Origin of the sequence: Celerinatantimonas yamalensis, assembly GCF_046054155.1 — a bacterium.
GTDB lineage: Bacteria > Pseudomonadota > Gammaproteobacteria > Enterobacterales > Celerinatantimonadaceae > Celerinatantimonas > Celerinatantimonas yamalensis.
In genome coordinates this window covers 89,522-107,696 of sequence record NZ_JBEQCT010000009.1, presented here as the reverse complement: position 1 = coordinate 107,696, position 18,175 = coordinate 89,522, and the positions used below count along the sequence as shown (strand labels likewise).

13 protein-coding genes and 1 tRNA gene are annotated in these 18,175 nt (G+C 44.2%); 6 read left to right on the top strand and 8 right to left on the bottom strand.

What is annotated here, in order from left to right; translation table 11 throughout:
• The first annotated feature begins 358 nt into the window (after window positions 1–358).
• Window positions 359–1,960: an EAL domain-containing protein gene (locus tag ABUE30_RS16205; protein ID WP_408624878.1), complete on the top strand. Its 1,602-nt coding sequence runs from the start codon at window positions 359–361 to the stop codon at window positions 1,958–1,960.
• A gap of 127 nt (window positions 1,961–2,087) precedes the next feature.
• Entirely contained in the window at window positions 2,088–2,852 is a 765-nt protein-coding gene (locus tag ABUE30_RS16200) for a tRNA-uridine aminocarboxypropyltransferase (protein WP_408624877.1), read from the top strand.
• Here ABUE30_RS16200 and ABUE30_RS16195 read toward each other — a convergent pair.
• The gene (locus tag ABUE30_RS16195) at window positions 2,832–4,265 is read right to left on the bottom strand and encodes a M17 family metallopeptidase (RefSeq protein WP_408624876.1); all 1,434 of its coding nucleotides are present in this window, start codon (window positions 4,263–4,265) and stop codon (window positions 2,832–2,834) included. The genes ABUE30_RS16200 and ABUE30_RS16195 overlap by 21 nt on opposite strands.
• Before the next feature lie 87 nt (window positions 4,266–4,352).
• Here ABUE30_RS16195 and ABUE30_RS16190 point away from each other — a divergent pair, with 87 nt between their 5' ends.
• Complete coding sequence (locus tag ABUE30_RS16190) at window positions 4,353–4,487, top strand: hypothetical protein (RefSeq protein WP_408624875.1); 135 nt, start codon at window positions 4,353–4,355, stop codon at window positions 4,485–4,487.
• Here the strand turns inward: ABUE30_RS16190 and glgA are convergent.
• The 3 genes from glgA to gpmA form a co-directional block, all read right to left on the bottom strand.
• The gene (glgA, locus tag ABUE30_RS16185) at window positions 4,484–5,941 is read right to left on the bottom strand and encodes a glycogen synthase GlgA (RefSeq protein ID WP_408624874.1); all 1,458 of its coding nucleotides are present in this window, start codon (window positions 5,939–5,941) and stop codon (window positions 4,484–4,486) included. The genes ABUE30_RS16190 and glgA overlap by 4 nt on opposite strands.
• Before the next feature lie 229 nt (window positions 5,942–6,170).
• Window positions 6,171–7,268: an FUSC family protein gene (locus tag ABUE30_RS16180; RefSeq protein ID WP_408624873.1), complete on the bottom strand. Its 1,098-nt coding sequence runs from the start codon at window positions 7,266–7,268 to the stop codon at window positions 6,171–6,173.
• A gap of 162 nt (window positions 7,269–7,430) precedes the next feature.
• Window positions 7,431–8,186, bottom strand: a complete 756-nt coding sequence (gpmA, locus tag ABUE30_RS16175) for a 2,3-diphosphoglycerate-dependent phosphoglycerate mutase (RefSeq protein ID WP_408624872.1) — start codon at window positions 8,184–8,186, stop codon at window positions 7,431–7,433.
• 381 nt (window positions 8,187–8,567) lie between these two features.
• On the opposite strand from gpmA, the gene ABUE30_RS16170 reads away from it, so the two are divergent.
• Window positions 8,568–10,208, top strand: coding sequence for a LytS/YhcK type 5TM receptor domain-containing protein (locus ABUE30_RS16170; RefSeq protein WP_408624949.1), 1,641 nt, complete (start codon window positions 8,568–8,570; stop codon window positions 10,206–10,208).
• A gap of 8 nt (window positions 10,209–10,216) precedes the next feature.
• Window positions 10,217–10,978 (top strand): LytR/AlgR family response regulator transcription factor, encoded by a 762-nt coding sequence (locus ABUE30_RS16165; RefSeq protein WP_408624871.1) that lies wholly within the window; start codon window positions 10,217–10,219, stop codon window positions 10,976–10,978.
• Between the two features lie 104 nt (window positions 10,979–11,082).
• On the opposite strand, the gene ABUE30_RS16160 is transcribed toward ABUE30_RS16165, so the two are convergent.
• The gene (locus tag ABUE30_RS16160) at window positions 11,083–12,318 is read right to left on the bottom strand and encodes an L-lactate MFS transporter (RefSeq protein WP_408624870.1); all 1,236 of its coding nucleotides are present in this window, start codon (window positions 12,316–12,318) and stop codon (window positions 11,083–11,085) included.
• Between the two features lie 438 nt (window positions 12,319–12,756).
• Between ABUE30_RS16160 and ABUE30_RS16155 the strand changes: the two genes are divergently transcribed.
• Window positions 12,757–14,985 carry a methyl-accepting chemotaxis protein gene (locus tag ABUE30_RS16155; RefSeq protein ID WP_408624869.1) on the top strand — a complete coding sequence of 743 codons (2,229 nt, stop codon included), beginning with the start codon at window positions 12,757–12,759 and terminating at the stop codon, window positions 14,983–14,985.
• A 705-nt stretch (window positions 14,986–15,690) separates the two neighbouring features.
• Here ABUE30_RS16155 and ABUE30_RS16150 read toward each other — a convergent pair.
• The 3 genes from ABUE30_RS16150 to lptF all read right to left on the bottom strand — a co-directional run bounded on the left by ABUE30_RS16150 (window position 15,691) and on the right by lptF (window position 18,146).
• Window positions 15,691–15,777 (bottom strand) — tRNA-Leu (locus ABUE30_RS16150).
• A 202-nt stretch (window positions 15,778–15,979) separates the two neighbouring features.
• Window positions 15,980–17,050, bottom strand: coding sequence for an LPS export ABC transporter permease LptG (gene lptG / locus ABUE30_RS16145; RefSeq protein WP_408624868.1), 1,071 nt, complete (start codon window positions 17,048–17,050; stop codon window positions 15,980–15,982).
• Window positions 17,034–18,146 carry an LPS export ABC transporter permease LptF gene (gene lptF, locus ABUE30_RS16140; protein WP_408624867.1) on the bottom strand — a complete coding sequence of 371 codons (1,113 nt, stop codon included), beginning with the start codon at window positions 18,144–18,146 and terminating at the stop codon, window positions 17,034–17,036. Before lptF ends, lptG begins: the two co-directional genes overlap by 17 nt.
• Between the last annotated feature and the right edge of the window lie 29 nt (window positions 18,147–18,175).

Here is an 18,175-nt window from a genome sequence, read left to right as displayed (position 1 = left end):
GACCTAACTTACAAATAAAAACAAACAGATAACATGTACTAATTATAAATAATTAAGTCTTTTTAAAAAGAATTAATTGATCAGATTTAATACTCATATTAGTATGTTTATCAAAATGATACTTGGTTCGATGCTGCAAGTGCTGTGCAAAGAAGATGACCATATAAAACAAACTAAGACAACGATTTGTTTTTATATGAATTATTTAATATTTTTTTGTCAAAATATTCGAATTTTTTCAGTCGTATTAAGCGGTGATGATGACTTGGTATGTTTGTCTCAGAAGGTTATCAGTAATTTTTAGGGACGAAACAAATATGAGAATTATTCTTATTTCTAGCATCAGGTGAAAACTTATATGGATTTAGACCATCGGCCGTCTGGAACGTTTCAGTTTGACGACCAGCATATGCGGGATTTGTTCGAACAGTGTTTAGCGCCCTCATTTATTTGTGATACAGCTGGAAATATTCTGTGCAGCAATCAAGCGGCAATGCCTTTGTGTGCTGGGCGGCGAACACATCTCAGTGCATTATTTGAGATGACTCAACACGAATGGCAAAGTAGCAGTAAACGGGTTGTTATGGTCAAGCCGCCTTACCAACAATATTATAAGTTTAGAAGCCAGCCACTTGAAAGTAACCCAATTGTTTGGTTAGTTCAGGTTTGCCCACAGATTAACTCCTTTGACAACCTCAACCGAGAGCTGCATCGCACTCTTTATTGCGATTCATTGACTCAATTGCCAAATCATCAAGCATGGTTTGAACGTTCGCGATCCGACAGTTCATCCCCAAGCGCCCTGGTACTTTTGAAACTCAATAATATGCGTACGCTCAATGTACAATTGAGTTTTTCTACTGGCAATGAACTGTTGCAGCGCATCAGTGCCGGTTTAGTCGCTGAGTTGGGAGCAGATATAAAGATTTATCGATTCCCTGGCGCTAAGTTTTTACTGGTGTTAACCAACCCTTGTCTTGATTTATCGATTTGGATGGAACACAAGCTTAGATCATCATTACCTGAAGCAATATCTGTCGCTGACAATGGTATGGTTTATTTGGACTGGAAGTGTGGCGGCACCTATTATTGTCCGTCAACACTTGATCAAGCGCTGTTAGAAGAGTGTGCTATTGCGTTAGGACATTGTTCAGCAGGCTCTATTTTTCAGGTTTATCAACGTCAGTATAGTCGTATCATTGCTCAACGAAACCATCAACAAGAGCGGATTTATGAAGCTCTTGATCAGCACCGTCTCGAGCTATGGTTGCAAGCACAAAGCTCTTATGAGGGAAATGTAGTCGGCTATGAGGGACTGGCCCGTTTAATTGACGCTGATGGTAACGTCATGATGCCCGATGATTTTTTACCTTATATTGATGCCAATAACTGGCATTGTTGGTTATCTCGGCAAGTTTGGCAGCAAGCAACGCAAATGCTTGAGCACTGGCCTGATCAGCATTCCATCGTACCTTTATCGATTAACTTGGCAGGCCCTGAGTTACTCGATGATACTTTTTTCAGCCTGATGCTGCATGCTTATCAACAATCTCCCCGATTGCGTAAACGTTTATCGATAGAATTGACTGAAACATCTAAGGTGGGGCAACTGAGTAAAACCAAACAGCGTTTGACGATATTGACTGAGCTTGGGGTAACCGTATTTATCGATGACTTTGGTACCGGACATGCCTCGCTTGCTCAGTTGGTGGATGTGTCAATATCAGCATTAAAAATTGACCGTTTGTTTGTTTCACAAGTGATCCACTCACCTAAACACGCGTGTATTATTAAAGCATCCGTCCAACTCGCCCAAAACCTAGGACTTAAAGTGATCGCCGAAGGCGTGGAAAACCAGCAACAGTTAGAGGCTCTTTCATCTCTTGGATGTGTTATTTTTCAAGGCTTTCTATTTAGTCGTCCGCAGCCTTACCATAAACTCTGTGCTAATCTGTATTAATAGTAAGCATTTTTTATTCATGTGATTGGACGTTGAATGTTTCTCACGGATAATCGTTATGTTTTACTTTCATAGCTTGTTGTAACATGCGCTTTAATCAGTCTTGTCCCTAAGGTCAAATCAATCCATGGCATCTCATTTTCCTCATGCTGTTCAGCAACTTTATTTGCAACGACTCAGTATGAGTACTAGGCCCTATCTGGCTCGAGGACATCAGATTGTCCGTTGTCCAGATTGCCGTTTAGCGGTTCAGTTTTGTCAATGTCATCTGCGCCAACTCGTGCCCTCAGATTGTGCATTTTGTTTGGTGATGTATGATGCTGAAGTGCTAAAACCCAGCAATAGTGGTCGGCTGATCGCCGATTTAATTGAGGACACGCATGCTTTCACCTGGTCCCGAACACAGCCGCCGTCAGCATTGCTTGCGCTATTGCAATCACCACAGTATCAACCCATTGTTATTTTTCCTAAAGCCAATGCTCTTGAAGCGCAACCCATGGTTGAGCCACAACATCTTAAGTACTGTTCAGGGAAAAAACCGCTATTTATACTGCTTGATGGTACTTGGCGTGAGGCGCACAAAATTTATCGTAAAAGTCTTTGGTTACACCATTTGCCACTCATGTCGTTTGATCTGAAAAGTGCTCCCACAGAGTATAGTTTGCGACGGGGACGCCGTGACTTTCAATTGGCAACGGCTGAAGTTGCCGCTTTGGCTCTCGCGCAAGCCGGTGAACAGCACAATGCTGAGGCTTTACTGCACTGGTTTGAGGTTTTTTGTGAAGCCAGCTTGCTGGCGACGACCAAGATCCCTTTGATCACGCGCCAACCTTTAGCACTATTGCAGCAAAATTATCAACATGCTGTCGCCTTAGCCCAGCAAGGTAGGTAACTGCGCGAGTAAGCGTTGGGTATAGCGTACTCCAAAACCGGTGGCGCCGGGGCCTTGTTGAGCCAACCCATTTTTAACATGAAAACTTGATAGGTCGATATGGATCCAGCGATCATCCACCCCAATGAATCGCAGCAAAAATCGAGCCGCATGGATATGATCAGGTCCAGGGCCCGCGGCGCATTGAGCGATGTCGGCAATATCACTTTTGAAATCATCATCATAATCAGCATCGATAGGTTGTGGCCAAATGCGTTCACCGCATCGCTCACCGATTTCAAGTAATGGCATGAGCCAATTGTGTTGATTGCTCCAGAGCCCACTGCGGTTATGACCTAATGCACGTTTGCAAGCGCCTGTTAAGGTGGCGTAATCAATCATTAAATCAGGTTTCTCGCGGCTGGCTAAGGTCAGGGTGTCAGCAAGTACCATCCGCCCTTCTGCGTCAGTATCAATGATTTCAATCGTTGTGCCATTGAGAGCGGTTACCACCTCGGCCGTTTTATAAGCATTCGGGCCAATGTGGTTCTCCGCGATGGCAAGGTAACAGTCGATTTGATAGGGCAGGTTTTGCTCGGTTGCCGCCAACAAACTGCCAAGAGCGACCGCCGAACCTCCCATATCCATTTGCATCCCTTGCATATCTTTTTTCAGGTTATAGCCACCTGTATCAAAACAGATCCCTTTGCCGACCAACGCAACCTTATGCGTTGGCTGGGTAGGGCGATAACGTAATCGAACAATGGCCGACTGATGCGCATCACCGCGGCAAACTGCTAAAAAGGCTCCTGCGCCCATTAATGTGAGAGTATCGCGATCGTACACGGTGATATCCCAACCATATGTTGTGGCCAGCGACTGAGCGATCTTTTGGTAGCTTTGAGGCGTAAGTTCTCCGGCGGGCAGCCATGCCAAATAGCGGGCGAGAGCATTTCCTTTAGCTTCGGCGCAAAGTGCGTAGATCTGTGCTTCATTGAGCTTGGGTGTGTGCAAATACAAATATCGGCGTTGCAATTTAGGGCGGGTTCCCGGTTTTTTATAGGTGGGCAATTGATAGGCTTGGGCAAGCCAAGCACTGACGAACGCTTCTTGAACTTGTTTACTACCACCGACCAGCTCGAGTGATTCAGCAGTCAGCGCATCATTTTGCAACCATTGGCGAGCCTGCGTGAGATACGCAAAACTGCAAGTTAGTACGGTTGTGGGGTTTTTAAGTAGCACCGCCGGATAAGGGTTCGTCAGTTGCCATGCGGAGTTTTGAGGAAAATGCGTCTGCAGTGCCGCAAAATCGGTTTGAAGCGCAGGGCTTGCATATTGAGCAAGCGTCTCTTCAAAATAGACGTGAGTGACCGATGATGGCTCATCAGCCGACTGGCAAATAATGTGTAATTCAGGGTAATTAAATGTATTCATCAAAGGATCACCTTATAAATAAAGTGAGAGATTAACATGCTTTTGGATACGGCTGAATCAGCAGCTAGGGCAAAGAGTTATCTTAATATGACCAGAAGGATCTCAATCGCTCATCCATCGTTATCTAAGATTAGTCGTGAATCCTGTAACTGGGCCAATCCCCCGAGTATGGACGGGGGGATTGTGGAGCACTGTTTTGCTGGGGAAGAGGCTTATGGTTAGTTCAGAACATCCATATAGAGTTGATTATATTGCTCGGCTGCATCTTGCCAACTAAATTGACGGTGCATACCTCGCTGTCGCATCGCCATCACCTGTTCCGGCTCTTCTAAATAGAGCAGTAACGCACGGCGTAAGGTATTGAGTAATTCACTGGAATCGGGTTGATAGAAAATCAAGCCATCTGCATCATCACTTTGTTGGTCATAGTCAATGACCGTGTCCTGCAAGCCTCCAACGCCGCGCACAATCGGTAAGGAGCCGTAGGCGAGACTATACATCTGGTTGAGGCCGCAAGGCTCGAATAATGATGGCATTAAAAAGAAGTCACTACCCGCTTCAATCAGGTGTGCCAGTGTGTTGCTGTAGGTATTGATAAAACGGAATTTGTCACCGAAACGCTGCTGTAGTTGATTCAACTGCTGAACAATTTGGCTGTCCCCCGTACCAACAATAACCACTTGGATGCGATGACGCAAAAATTTTTCCAGCGCGGGGAGTAGCAAATAAAATCCCTTTTGCTCGGTCAATCGACAGACCATACCAAAGATTGGAATTGAGGTTGATTGACGCAGCTCTAATTGCTGTTGCAAAGCTAATTTACACTGCCATTTACCCTCTAGGTTTGTTTGGTCAAAATGGGCCGGAAGCAGTGGGTCAGTTGCAGGATTCCAATCACTATAATCACAGCCATTGAGAATGCCATGCAGATCACTATGGCGCTGCTGGAAAAATTCATGCAAGCCATGGGCTCCCAAACGAGTTAACAACTCTTTGGCATAATTCGGACTGACGGTGCTGAGTTTGTCGCTAAAGCGAATTCCTACTTTGAGCATATTGATACACTGATAGCCATCGACCAGATAGTCAACTAACGGCGTCATCAGATCGCCGAACATGGCAAACTGTCCCCGCTCAAACTGTCCTTGGAATAAGGCGTTATGGATAGTGAGGACCGTTTTCACCTGCGCTAATGATGGATGATTCGCATAGTGGGTTTTAAGTAAATAGGGAATAAGGGCCGTATGCCAGTCATTACAATGAATAATATCGATATTTAGCTGCAGGTATGCGGCAATCTCAAGAGCTGCAATATTAAAAAAAGCAAATCGCTCACCATTATCAGGATAGCCGTATTCACCTTCGCTATAGGGTTGGGCTCGGTCATAATACTCAGCTTGTTCAACGCAATAAACGGGGATCCCATCTAGCATTAATTGCCACACTCCAATAGTTTTGCTAAAACTTTGGCCAATATTGATCTGAATATTGTCAATAAATGTGGCTTCGTCGCGTCTAGCCATCGTGCGATAAAAGGGCATGATAAGACAGAGATGATGCCCTTGGGATTTTAGGGCAATAGGTAGGTATTTAGCCACATCGGCTAGCCCACCTGTTTTTAATAAACCTTCTATTTCCGAGGCCACAAATAAAATAGTTGATGATTTTGTGCTCACCCATGACTCCTTTTGACTATCGATACTGCGTTCGATTGTCGAGTGTTGTTAATCCATCTTGCCTGAGCTTAGCAAAACGCCGATGTGTTAGCAGTGCTTACTAACGACGAAAAGCCCGATTAGCGCATATTTAAGCGGTTAACTCAACTATTATCGGCTAAGGTGTACAGATGTTGAGTGATCACTATAATTTGGCTAATTAGGGCGATTTTTTGACCGAACGATGTCGTTACGATGACTGCTCGGCAGCTATGAGATGCGGATCATCTACTAGGATCATTTTATTAATTAATTGCTCTAATTCTATGAGTTGTTGGCCTATCTGTCGACTGAGCCAAATATAGCCATAAATCGATGAAATTGCATCAGAATGGTAATTTTGGGTTTCAGGCGTGAACTTATTTAACTCATCTTTCAGTTCACTCATCAGGGTAATATTATGCTCATCAGCTCGACTACTGCCTTCGAGCAGTAAGATCGAAAGATGTTCTAGATTCGCTTGGATCATTTTGCGGGTTTTACGCAAAACTTGCGCATTTAGCATCCAAAAATGGCCATCACGCGAGCCCCAGTAGCTTTCAATCAAGAGTTTAAGTGTGCCAATTAAATCGCGGCAGACTGTATGCAGCTCATCAAAATACGCATTACTGATATGGGTTTCACGACTGGCTGCATTGATAAATGTGCGCATTGTGATGATACGACTGAGTTCTTGATGAAGTTGTTTAGATAGATTTGGCCGTTCAATTAAGTTAATCGATGTGTAGGCGCCATACATTTTCGCCAGCGAACCCAGTGCATCGCTCATCTGTAAACGCCAATGGATAAAGGCTCTCTGTGGATAAATGCTGGTCAGTAGCAATGCCATGATGGAGCCTAAAATGACATCGGCTGCACGCCACAGAGCTGTATGCATATCGCCGGGTGCAGCGCTGCCAACAACCGCTAAAGTAATGCCAATTAGCAGCGCCATATAAGGACGTTTACCCAGTGCCATGTAGCCGGCAAAAAACATGACTAGCGCGCACCAAGCGAGCATGGCTGGTAGTGAGTAAATTTCTATATATAGGGCAAGTAAACCTGATGCAGAGCCGACCACTGTGCCTAAGATCCGATGCAATGAACGTTGTTTGACATTTCCCCAAAACGACATTGGACCCAGTAATACAACCAACGTGATTAATGGCCAGCTACCTTCGGGGATATGGCTAAAACGGATTGCCAAAAAGGTGATAACAAAAGACAAGGCAATGCGAATACCATGCGCGACGCGATAATGGCGGTAAATGACGTTTTCAATCGATCCAATTTTATGGCTTAAAGACACGACACGTTGATTCCGTATTAATAAGGAAGTTAGACGATGCAATAACAAGGTGGGAAGTGTAACCAACTCATCTGTAACATAACAGACTTTATATCAATGAATTTGTAGATTTCATCGCGTGACAGACAGATAAGTGAGATACGCTTATCTGTCTGAAATGCGTTACGCTTTAGCGCTACCTTGTTTGGCAACCGCTGCCATTTTTTGTTCAAGCTCAGATTGGTCGCCAAGGTAATAATGGCGTAATGGTTTGAGGTGTTCATCAAACTCATAAACCAAAGGGACGCCTGTTGGAATGTTCAGACCAACAATATCTTCTTCAGAGATCCCATCTAAGTATTTCACTAATGCTCGCAAACTATTCCCATGTGCGGCAACCAATACTTTTTTACCGGCTCTAAGATCTGGGGCAATGACCTCTTCCCAGTAAGGTAGGACCCGTTCAATGGTGGTTTTTAAGCTCTCAGCTTTGGGCCATTGTGATGGGTCAAGATCCTGATAACGAGGATCATTGCCAGGATAGTAATCACTACTTTCATCTAAAAGAGGGGGTAATGTGTCGAAACTGCGCCGCCAAATCAGCACTTGTTCATCACCATATTTTTTGGCTGTTTCAGCTTTATTTAGTCCTTGCAGTGCGCCGTAATGACGTTCATTCAAACGCCAACTTCGATGGACCGGGATCCACATCAGATCCAATTCTTCAAGGGCTAACCAAAGCGTTTTAATCGCACGTTTTAATCGTGAGGTATAAGCCACATCAAAACTAAACCCAGCCTCTTTAAGTAACTGTCCACCTGTTTTAGCTTCTTCAATACCCTTGGCCGACAAAGGTACATCTGCCCAGCCTGTAAAGCGGTTTTCTTGATTCCATTGGCTTTCGCCATGACGAACCAATACTAATTTTATCGGGGCCATTATTCCTCCTCATGAGGGGTTAAAATGTGTATACGCTTGTTCCTGATCATCCTTGATAATTTTGAGTGCGGTGCACTGCCGCAAATGTTATTTGTGAGGTTATCATCGTTGGCTAAAGAGCATCCGTCAAGTTCTGCGGTGTTTGAGGACTGATTGACAAGAAGCATCTACCAGCATGAAAGCGATTAATGATCGTTAATCCGATGCATGGCGTGTGGTGTCCGTTTAGGCTGGAGTACTTAGCTTGGATATTTGTGTACCTTAGCTTAGACGAAATTGGGGCGGCTCAGATCAAGATCTTAACAGGACTTTTACGTTAAACTATCTGCCATTAAAAAAGGAATATTCATTGAGGTCAAATTGTCCTTTTATCAACAAGTCATGATGTTGGTCGGCGTTTTTGAGCGTGCTGCTCTAATTTTAATGGTGCTTTTTTTACTCACCCGAACCAATCATTTTCAAAGCCTTTTCCGTAAGCAAAATCATCACCCTAAAGAGTCCGTAAGCATAGCTTTGTTATTCACTCTGTTTGCGGTGCTGAGCACTTATACGGGGATCCACGTGGATGGTTCGCTGGTGAACGTGCGTATTATTGCGATTATGTCAGGCGGGATTTTATTTGGCCCTGTGGTTGGGATCCCTGCGGGAATAATTGCTGGGTTGCATCGCTATTTAATTGATATTCATGGGCCAACGTCGCTGCCGTGTCTAATTACCAGTATTTTAGCTGGGGGATTATCTGCGCTCATTCATATTCGCTGTCGTAAAGCAAACTACTGGATTTGGGGGATCGCAGCGGGCATTTTGTGCGAAATACTGACGATGCTGCTGATTTTGTTCTTTGTGAAAAACAGCCATCAAGGTCTATTAATTGTCAAAACGATTGCACTGCCGATGATTATCGGTGAAGTGTCGATTGGGTTGATGATCCAACTAGTGCAAAGTTTAGATAATGAAAATGATCGCGTTGCGGCCACACAAGCCAAACTTGCCCTTGATATTGCCAACAAAACCTTGCCGTTTTTTCGGGAAAGTAGCCGTGATTCAATGCGGCAAGTGTGCGCGATTATCCGCCGTGATATTGATGCCGATGCGGTGGCTATCACCGATCGCCAAGATGTCCTCGCGTTTGTTGGAGAGCATGAGCAAGCATACTGGCAAAACTATAATGGGATGAGCCATTATACACGCCAAGCGCTACTTAAAGATGATATTCTAATTCATAACGAAGCTGATTTTGATGGGTTTCATTCGTTGCTTATTATTCCTTTGCATGAGTCTGGGCACAGCACGGGTGCACTCAAAATCTACTATAAGCGGCGTTATCGAATTACCAATGCGCTACGGGAAATGGCGGTGGGGTTGTCGCATGTGATCTCTACCCAGATGGAAGTGGCGAAAGTTGAAAAACTCAAGCAAGCGGCAACCAAAGCTGAATTTTCAGCACTGCAAAATAAAATCAATCCGCATTTTTTATTCAATACGCTCAATGCTATCTCATCGTTAATTCGCATGCGCCCCGATGAAGCGCGCGAGCTGATTGGCCGATTGGCCGATTTTTTACGCTATAACTTAACGCACAACGAGTCTCTGATCCCTATTGAAGAAGAGCTTGCGCAGGTTCGAGATTATATTGCTATTGAACAGGTACGTTTTGGCCGTAAGTTAGCGGTGCGCTTTGAAGTCGAACCACTTGCGATTAAGATCCCCAGTTTGATGATTCAGCCTTTGGCTGAAAATGCCATTGGCCATGGCATTCAACCTAAAAAGGGGCCGGGGGAGCTATTAATTCGAGTACGTCGCATAGAATCACCTGCGCGAGCTGAAATCACCGTTCAAGACACTGGGGTCGGAATTAAGCCTGAGGTCATCGAGCAACTGCGTGATGGTACTATCGGGAGTAAGCATATTGGCTTGAGTAATGTTGATCAGCGGGTACGTATGCTTTACGGCCAGCCGCTACAAGTCACGCGCTTAGAGCAGGGAACTGAAGTGAAATTTTTTGTACCATTAAATGGGTAATCAAGAACATGATGCGCGCAATTATTGTTGAAGATGAACCGTTAGCGCAGCAAGAGCTGACATTTTTAATTGAAAAATATAGCCAAATTTCGATGGTTGGTTGTTTTGAAGATGGGCTGGAAGCATTTAAATTTTTACAGTCTAACGAAGTGGATGTTGCCTTTTTAGATATCAATGTGCCCTCTATTGATGGGATGCTGCTAGCCAAAAATATTCATCAGTTTGCCCGTCGCCCCCACATTGTGTTTACCACGGCTTATAAAGAGTATGCAGTCGATGCATTTGAACTAGAGGCTTTTGATTATCTACTTAAGCCGATTAGTGAGAGTCGAATTAAGGGGCTTCTCAAAAAGCTCGAACAGAGTCAAAATCAATCATCGCCAGTTGAATTGATGACTGACAATACCGAGCATCATGAAGCAAGCTTAAGCCCGTCTGCGACGTTAACCGTCTCGGCGCAAGAACGTATTCACGTGGTGAAAGTGGCGGATGTTTGCTATCTAGAAGCACGTGAAAAGGTGACTGAAGTTGTGACTCAACGCGGTCGTTATGTTCTCAACCAAATGCTCAGCGATGCACTGCGCCGTTTACCTGAACAAAACTTCTTCCGTTGCCACCGCTCGTATGCGGTTAATTTAGAGCAGATAGCTGAAATTATCCCGGGGTTCAATTACACCTATCAATTGCGTTTGCAGCACTGTGAATCATTGATTCCCGTGAGCCGTTCTAACTTAAAACAGTTCCGTGAGCGGATGCAGATCACTCGGTAGTGGGCTAATTGTAAACCTGACAAGCAGGTTTGTGAGAGTGCTTTAATCATGTAAAACCGCTGTCATAAGGCAACGGTTTTTATACTTCGATTACTTGATGTGATTTACTGCGCGTGTTGCAGCGTCTGGTCATGGTAGCTGAACGACTCAACAGCTGACGGTTTATGCACTAACAGTGACAATACCAGTGAGAGGACTAACAGCGATAGAATTAAATAAAAAGTTGGAATAAATCCACCTAATAAGCTTGATACCATCGATGCGCCAAGACTGCCTAGCCCAAAGCCCAGATAAATTGCCCCATAGTTTTTTGTTAAGTTATTCATCCCGAACAGATCGCTCACCAGTGATGGGAATACGGTAATCGTGCCGCCAAAACTAAAGGCAATACAGCCAATCGCAATGTAGAAACTTACATCGCTAGTCGCGCCAAAGAGCAGCAGGGAAATACCGATTAAACTTAATACTAATGCGATAGAAACAACCCGAATCCGCGCCATTTTATCGGATAAAACCCCAAGGATTAAGCGACCTAGTAAGTTCGCTAAGGCGATTACTGCAACAGATTGTGTCGCCGTTGCTAAAGACAGATGGATTAAATTAGTGCCAATATCTTTCGCAACCCCAATGACGTACAAGCCGCTCATACAGACGGTTAAAAAGATGACTGCCAACATCCAAAACTGCGGGCGAGCCATTGACTGCGCCAAGGTGAAATTATCTGAGCTGGTTGCGGTAGTATTATTGTTAGCTGAAGCCTGTTCACTAGTCGGGGCATCAACCATCATCAAACCACCCACTAAGATAATCAGTAGGCAGATAACGCCCCAAATTTGAAAGGTCTGTGCCAGAGGGAAGTGGTTAAGCAGGTACATATTAATAAACTTAAAGCCCAAACTCCCCAAACCATAAGCGCCAATAGATAGTGCTGAGATGAGCCCTTTACACTCAGGGAACCATTTCACACAGTTAGAGAGCGTCATTAAATAGCCTGTCCCATCAGCAAAGCCAAGGATAATCCCCGCGCATAGATACAGTGACCAAAGATTAGAGCTCATCGAGGTTAGCATTAATCCTGCGCCCATCAGCAATGCTGCGGCAATTGTCACGTTACGTACGCCAAAGCGCTCTTGTAGTTTGCCTGAGATGGATGAAGCAACGGCTAACGCTAAACTGAGTAAGCCAAACGCAAAGGCGACTTGGTTAACGGGTTCATGTAATTTTTCGGCTAAGCCTGAATTAAATAAACTCCATGTGTACACAGAGCCTAAAGCGAATTGCGCCATGATTGTGCCAATAAGCGTCATGACCCGCTGATTTTGTCTGATATGAGCCATCATTGTCTCCTTGAGATACCATTTCAAATTCGTTGTCTGAGGTTAATAAAGCGCGAATTGAAGATGGCTTCAATAGCTGGCGGCAAAGATAAAATGAGTGGTCTGGTGGCTGGAATGAATGGCAGTTATAAGGAATGAATGACAAGTCATTTTTAATGATAAAATTTAGTAAAATCAATTATTTGATATAGATCAATTTTCATCTTCTCAACCATCCCACCCGATCCATCCTAAGCTGCAGTGGGCGTACCCTTGTGTTCGGGCGCTGAGTCATTTGCTTCATCGAAGCAAGTCATGCCTGTCGTCCCGTGCTTGCGGGGCTTATTTAGCCGCTGCTAATGATGGTTTAGATATTAATGTTATTAAATTAATCAGCAAGACTGAAATGTTCATCTATTATTTTTTTAAGGAACAAATATAAATATATAGATGAGGTCATCGATGAGCTTTAAGCGTCAGATGCTACTGCTACTTGCAAGCGTGGGTTTAATTCCCATGTTGGTTGTGGCCGGATGTATGATTTGGGTGGCAACAACAGAGATGCAGTCCCAATCGTTTGCTAAATTAGGTGCTGTGCGCGAGATTAAATCCGCCGCGCTGACCGGTTATCTAGATCGTCTTACCAACGAAGTTGAGCTCTTATCTGTTGACCCTGAACTGCGCCGCACATTGAAAGGGTTTGATCATGCCTATCAAACGGCATCCCCATCCCAAGCGACTATTGAACAAGACAAATTGCTGCTGCTCGATTTTTATCAAAAAGAGTTTATTCCTCGTTTAAAAATCAATCGGCCTGATATAAATAGTAACTATGCCCGCGAATTAATTAGCCAGCTAAACAATAAAGATATTTGGTTCCAATATCGTTATTTAGTGGCAAATCCACATCCTGTGGGACAAAAAGATAAGCTGCAATTCTCGGGAGTAAATGATGAATATGATCAGTATCACCAGCAGGTTCAAAACTATTTACAGGCGATTCAAGCTAAATATGGTTTCTATGATGTATTTTTGATTAACTCACAGGGTGAAGTCCTCTATAGCGTGTTTAAAGAGATTGATTATGCTACCTCACTGACGAATGGGCCGTTTAAACAGTCGGGGTTAGCTGATGCGTTTCGCGCTGCGAATCAACTCAGTACCAAAAATGTGATTATGGTCGACCTCAAAAACTATATCCCTTCGTATGATGTGCCGGCGGGCTTTATCGCCGCCCCCATTTTTGATGATCAGGGCCTGCGCGTTGGCGTGATTGCTGCGCAATTTCCCATCGCGTCACTCAATAACTTGATCAACCAACGTAAAGGGATGGGCCAGACAGGGGAAACCTTGCTCGTGGGGCCCGATCGGTTAGTTCGTAATGACTCGTATTTGCATCCTGAGCGTTACTCTGTGCAGCTATCTTTCTTGCATCCTGAAAAATCAATGCTCAAAACAGCGTCAATTGACCGTGCATTGGCAGGAGAAACCGGGGAAGCCATTTTACCTGATTATACTGGGCATGATGTATTAGCGGCTTATGCGCCGTATAAATATAAAGGGCTAAATTGGGCGTTGTTGGTAAAAATGAACAAAAAAGAAGCTTTGGCCGCTTCTTATCATTTATGGTATATCGGGGCTGTTATTATTGTGATCAGTATGATCGTGGTAATTATTTGTGCCGTTGTCTTTACTCACCGAATTCTTAAACCGCTGGGGGCAGAACCTGCTCTGATGCAGCGTATTGCGCAAGCAGTTGCCGACGGGGACTTAACCATTGCCGTTCCTGACGCTAATGCGCAAAGTGTGATGGGCACACTTTCAATGATGAAAACAAGTTTGCGCGATATGGTCGCGGAGATCACCCAGCAAACCCATCAACAGCATCTGATTGCCCAAGAGCTTGCCAGTGCCAGTGAGCAAACCAATCAAGCGTTGCATGATCAAGCGTCCCATACCTCGATGGTTGCTACATCAGTGGTTCAGATGACCGAGAGTTTTCGCGAGGTAAGCGAAAACATTCAACATGCAGCGGCTGCCTCAAATCAATCCAAAGAGCAGATCGAAGAAAGTACAGCAGAGGTTGTTGAAGCTTCGAACTCGCTGCATGACGTTGCTGATGACTTTAAAAATAGTGCGAAAACCGTCGATGAACTAACCAATCACGTGGCAAAAATTGCTTCAGTGCTAGAAAGCATTCAGTCCATCGCGGATCAAACCAATTTACTTGCCTTGAATGCGGCCATTGAGGCTGCACGTGCTGGCGAAAATGGCCGAGGGTTCGCCGTCGTCGCGGATGAAGTGCGCTCGCTGGCCCTAAATACCCAGCGTGAGACAGAACAAATCTCAGAGATTATTCAATCGTTAAAAAATAGTTCATCGAGCACACAACAACAGATGCATGTCTGTGTTGAGCAAGCGGAAAAAGTGTGTGAAGAATCGAACCTAACAGCAAAAAAACTGCGTGCAGCGGCCACTTCACTCGAAGAAGTGGCGCAGATGAACGAGACTATTGCCAGTGCTTCAGAGGAACAATCTCATGTCGTCACTGATATTAGCGCCAGTGTTGAGTCATTGAGCAGTTCTATTACGCAAAGCGAACAAGCGATGAATGAAATAGCTCGCTCGAGTAGTCTAATTGCCAGTAGCTCTAATGAGCTACAAAACTTGATTAAAAACTTTAGGGTGTAATCAAGCATTCAACCACCGCTGCATAATTTAACCTGTGCAGTCCATGTGGTTGAGCTCATTAAAGTGATACTCGTTGGATTTTATTGCGCTTAAAGTCCGCTCATGATGTGAGTATCGTCTTGATTATAGTGGTGCTGTGCACTTAGCTTAACTAGAGAGCAATGTCATTGCAGTCTTATGAGCTGAGCGTTTTTTGCTGCAATGATTATCGTTGCAAAAATAAATTATGGGAGAAGCGCAACGCGCATGGCAACAAGTAGCAGGCTTAATAAGATGAATGGCATGGTGAATGGAACAATCGTTTTTAATGGTTGAAAAATAATAGTAAGCATGAATTCCTTAAATCAATGATACACATGGATAAACGCTTATTGGTGCAATTATCCCCTTGGTTCGTTCAGCGATGAATACGAGGGAAATATCTATCCCTTAAAACATGTGATGAGGGCAATTAATTGAGCAATACTAACGCGGCTCAATCAGCCTATCTGCCAAACTGGTTAGCTATTGTACCACAAAAAACGCCTCAAATGGAGTTGGATATTGATTCTTTACGCTATAATCGCGCTGAGTGATGTGTTAATGAGATAGCGAAAGTGTGAGTCAGCCGTTGAGAGTGATAGCTAGATGTAAACGTTGCTAGCTAGGAGAGATTGAGTCAATCAGCAACGCAAAAAGCCGACCTAAGGTCGGCTTTTCTAAATTTGGTACCAGTGGGCGGACTTGAACCGCCACGCCCGCAAAGGCAACGGATTTTGAATCCGTCGTGTCTACCAATTTCACCACACTGGCATTACTGTTAGCTGATTTGTCTGACTCAGCGAGACGCAATTATAAGGACGAATGACTGATTAGCAAGTTAAAAATAACAATTTGTGACAAAATTAAGTGTGTTTGCCTAATTACTACACAGCTACATTACCATTGTGGCAGATTTGTGCTGCGGCGAGTGAATGAGCCTCCTTATTTTGTCGAATGAAAAGAGGCTCCTTGTTTAGTTGCTGCGCCGGTTGATCATATACAGCGCTAAAACTAAGAACATTAAACTTGGAACGACAGCGCCTATTATTGGCGGCATTTTGTAAACTAAGCTCAAAGAGGCCAGCACCTGATTTAATACATAGAAACTAAATCCGGAGATGATCCCCAAAATTAAACGAGCGCCCATACTCACACTTCGTAGTGGACCGAACACGTAAGACAGTGCCAGTAACATCATAATAATTACGGTTAATGGCATCATGAGCTGTCGCCACATTGCCAACTCGTAAGGTGCGGCGTCCTGATTATTCTGCTTCAGATAGTGAATATAGGAGTAGAGCCCCGAAATGGGTAAGTTCAGCGGTTGGATCACCACGACACTCAGTTTTTGTGGCGTCAGTGACGAGTACCAACGATAGTCCCCGAGCTGTTTACGCTGAATTTGGTTATCGCTAAATAATGTCATGGACGCGTCGCGCATCAACCAACTGTCTTGTTGATACGATGCTTCCGGTGCCTTCAACACCTGGTAGAGGCTTTGGTTTTGATCAAAGTAGTAGACGATGACTTGGCGTAGTTCTTTACCGTTACGCACCTGACCGATATTCACAAAGCTGTTTTTGTCTTTCGCCCAAACGCTATTTTGTACGGCAATCAAGGCACTGCCCGACTTTTTGGCTGAGCGCATGGTTTTAGCCATCAATTCAGCTTTTGGGGCGACAAATTCACCGAGTAACATCATGATAATCATCATGGGTATGGCGGTTTTCATCACAGCACTGGCAATGTTGCTTTTTGATAGACCAATTGATTGCATGATCACCAACTCGCTGCTTGTTGCCAAATTACCTAACCCAATTAATGCGCCAAGCAGTGCTGCCATTGGAAAGAAGAGCTCGAGTTCTTTGGGAATCGATAAAATGACATACCAAAGTGCATCTAGCATGTCGTAATTCCCTTTACCAACATCACCAAGTTGGTCAACAAATTTGATAATAGCGCTTAGGCCTTGCAATGTGACTAACACAAGGGTCGTTGTTTTTAAAATGGTTCGGCCGATATAGAGATCAATAATCCGAAACACGACGGTCCCCTTTTAATCTTGCTTTCACAGTTAAAAACTTCTCGCTTTGCAAAAATAAAAATATGCTGGCGATGACCAACATGAGAATGTGTACAACCCAAATGCCGATATACCAAGGTAAATGACCATCTTCAATCGAAGATCGTGCAGCACTCATGAGTAGGTAGTACCCCAAATAAAGCATAATCGCCGGGAACAGTTTGGCATAGCGGCCTTGTCGAGGGTTAATGGTCCCTAATGGCACAACGAGTAAGACCAATATAATGACCGATATTGGCATGGCAATACGCCATTGTAGTTCAGCTATTTTAGCCAAGTTATCGCTACCGAAGAGCTTGGCTGTTGGCATTGAACGTATTTTTTCTCGCTCTTGATAGTCATTGCGATCTTTGAGTTGTACATTGTAATGGCCAAAGCGCATAACGCGAAAATCCAAATTGTTTAAGCTGCCTTCATAGCGGGTGCCTTTATCAAGCTCTAACCACTGTGAACCATTCGCTTTGTCTTCTAAATTACCTTGCGTGGCCATCACAACCGATGGCCGCCCTTTATTCGGTGGGGGGTTATGGGCAACAAATACCTTTTCTAAATGTTTACCATCTTGAGTGATATTTTCCACAAATGCCACCGCTTGGTTACTCAGCTCAACAAAACGTCCGGGAGTGATACTTGAAAGACCGCTATCGGCCTTAATGTTGGCCATAACTTGCTGTTCAATGCTGTTAACATAGGGCGTTAGAAACAGGGAGTTACCTGCTGACAATAACAAGGTGATTCCCCCCACAGCAGCCGTGATTCCTAAGACCTTATTGGGGCTGTAGCCACACGCAAATAGAACGCTCATCTCACTGTCGGCGTAGAGTCTACCATGGGCAAATAAAACCCCGATAAAAAAGCTAATAGGTAGAATCAAAATAGCCAAATCAGGAAGATTGAGCGTTAAGATTTTGGCGACAAATGCGCCAGGAATATGGCCATCGGCTGCATCACTCAGAATACGCACGAACTTTTGGCTGATAAAAATCAGCATCAACACCATCATGACCGCAAACTGGGTTTTGATGGTCTGTTTGAACAAATAGCGAAAAATTAACACCGGCGACCCACTTTAATCGTTGTTTTTTA

Excerpts from the sequence above, each read along its gene's own strand:
- ABUE30_RS16205 (WP_408624878.1), top strand. The coding sequence starts at position 359 with ATGGATTTAGACCATCGGCCGTCTGGAACGTTTCAGTTTGACGACCAG.
- ABUE30_RS16200 (WP_408624877.1), top strand. The coding sequence starts at position 2,088 with ATGGCATCTCATTTTCCTCATGCTGTTCAGCAACTTTATTTGCAACGA.
- ABUE30_RS16195 (WP_408624876.1), bottom strand. The coding sequence starts at position 4,265 with ATGAATACATTTAATTACCCTGAATTACACATTATTTGCCAGTCGGCT.
- ABUE30_RS16190 (WP_408624875.1), top strand. The coding sequence starts at position 4,353 with ATGACCAGAAGGATCTCAATCGCTCATCCATCGTTATCTAAGATTAGT.
- gpmA (WP_408624872.1), bottom strand. The coding sequence starts at position 8,186 with ATGGCCCCGATAAAATTAGTATTGGTTCGTCATGGCGAAAGCCAATGG.
- ABUE30_RS16170 (WP_408624949.1), top strand. The coding sequence starts at position 8,568 with ATGATGTTGGTCGGCGTTTTTGAGCGTGCTGCTCTAATTTTAATGGTG.
- ABUE30_RS16165 (WP_408624871.1), top strand. The coding sequence starts at position 10,217 with ATGATGCGCGCAATTATTGTTGAAGATGAACCGTTAGCGCAGCAAGAG.
- ABUE30_RS16160 (WP_408624870.1), bottom strand. The coding sequence starts at position 12,318 with ATGATGGCTCATATCAGACAAAATCAGCGGGTCATGACGCTTATTGGC.
- ABUE30_RS16155 (WP_408624869.1), top strand. The coding sequence starts at position 12,757 with ATGAGCTTTAAGCGTCAGATGCTACTGCTACTTGCAAGCGTGGGTTTA.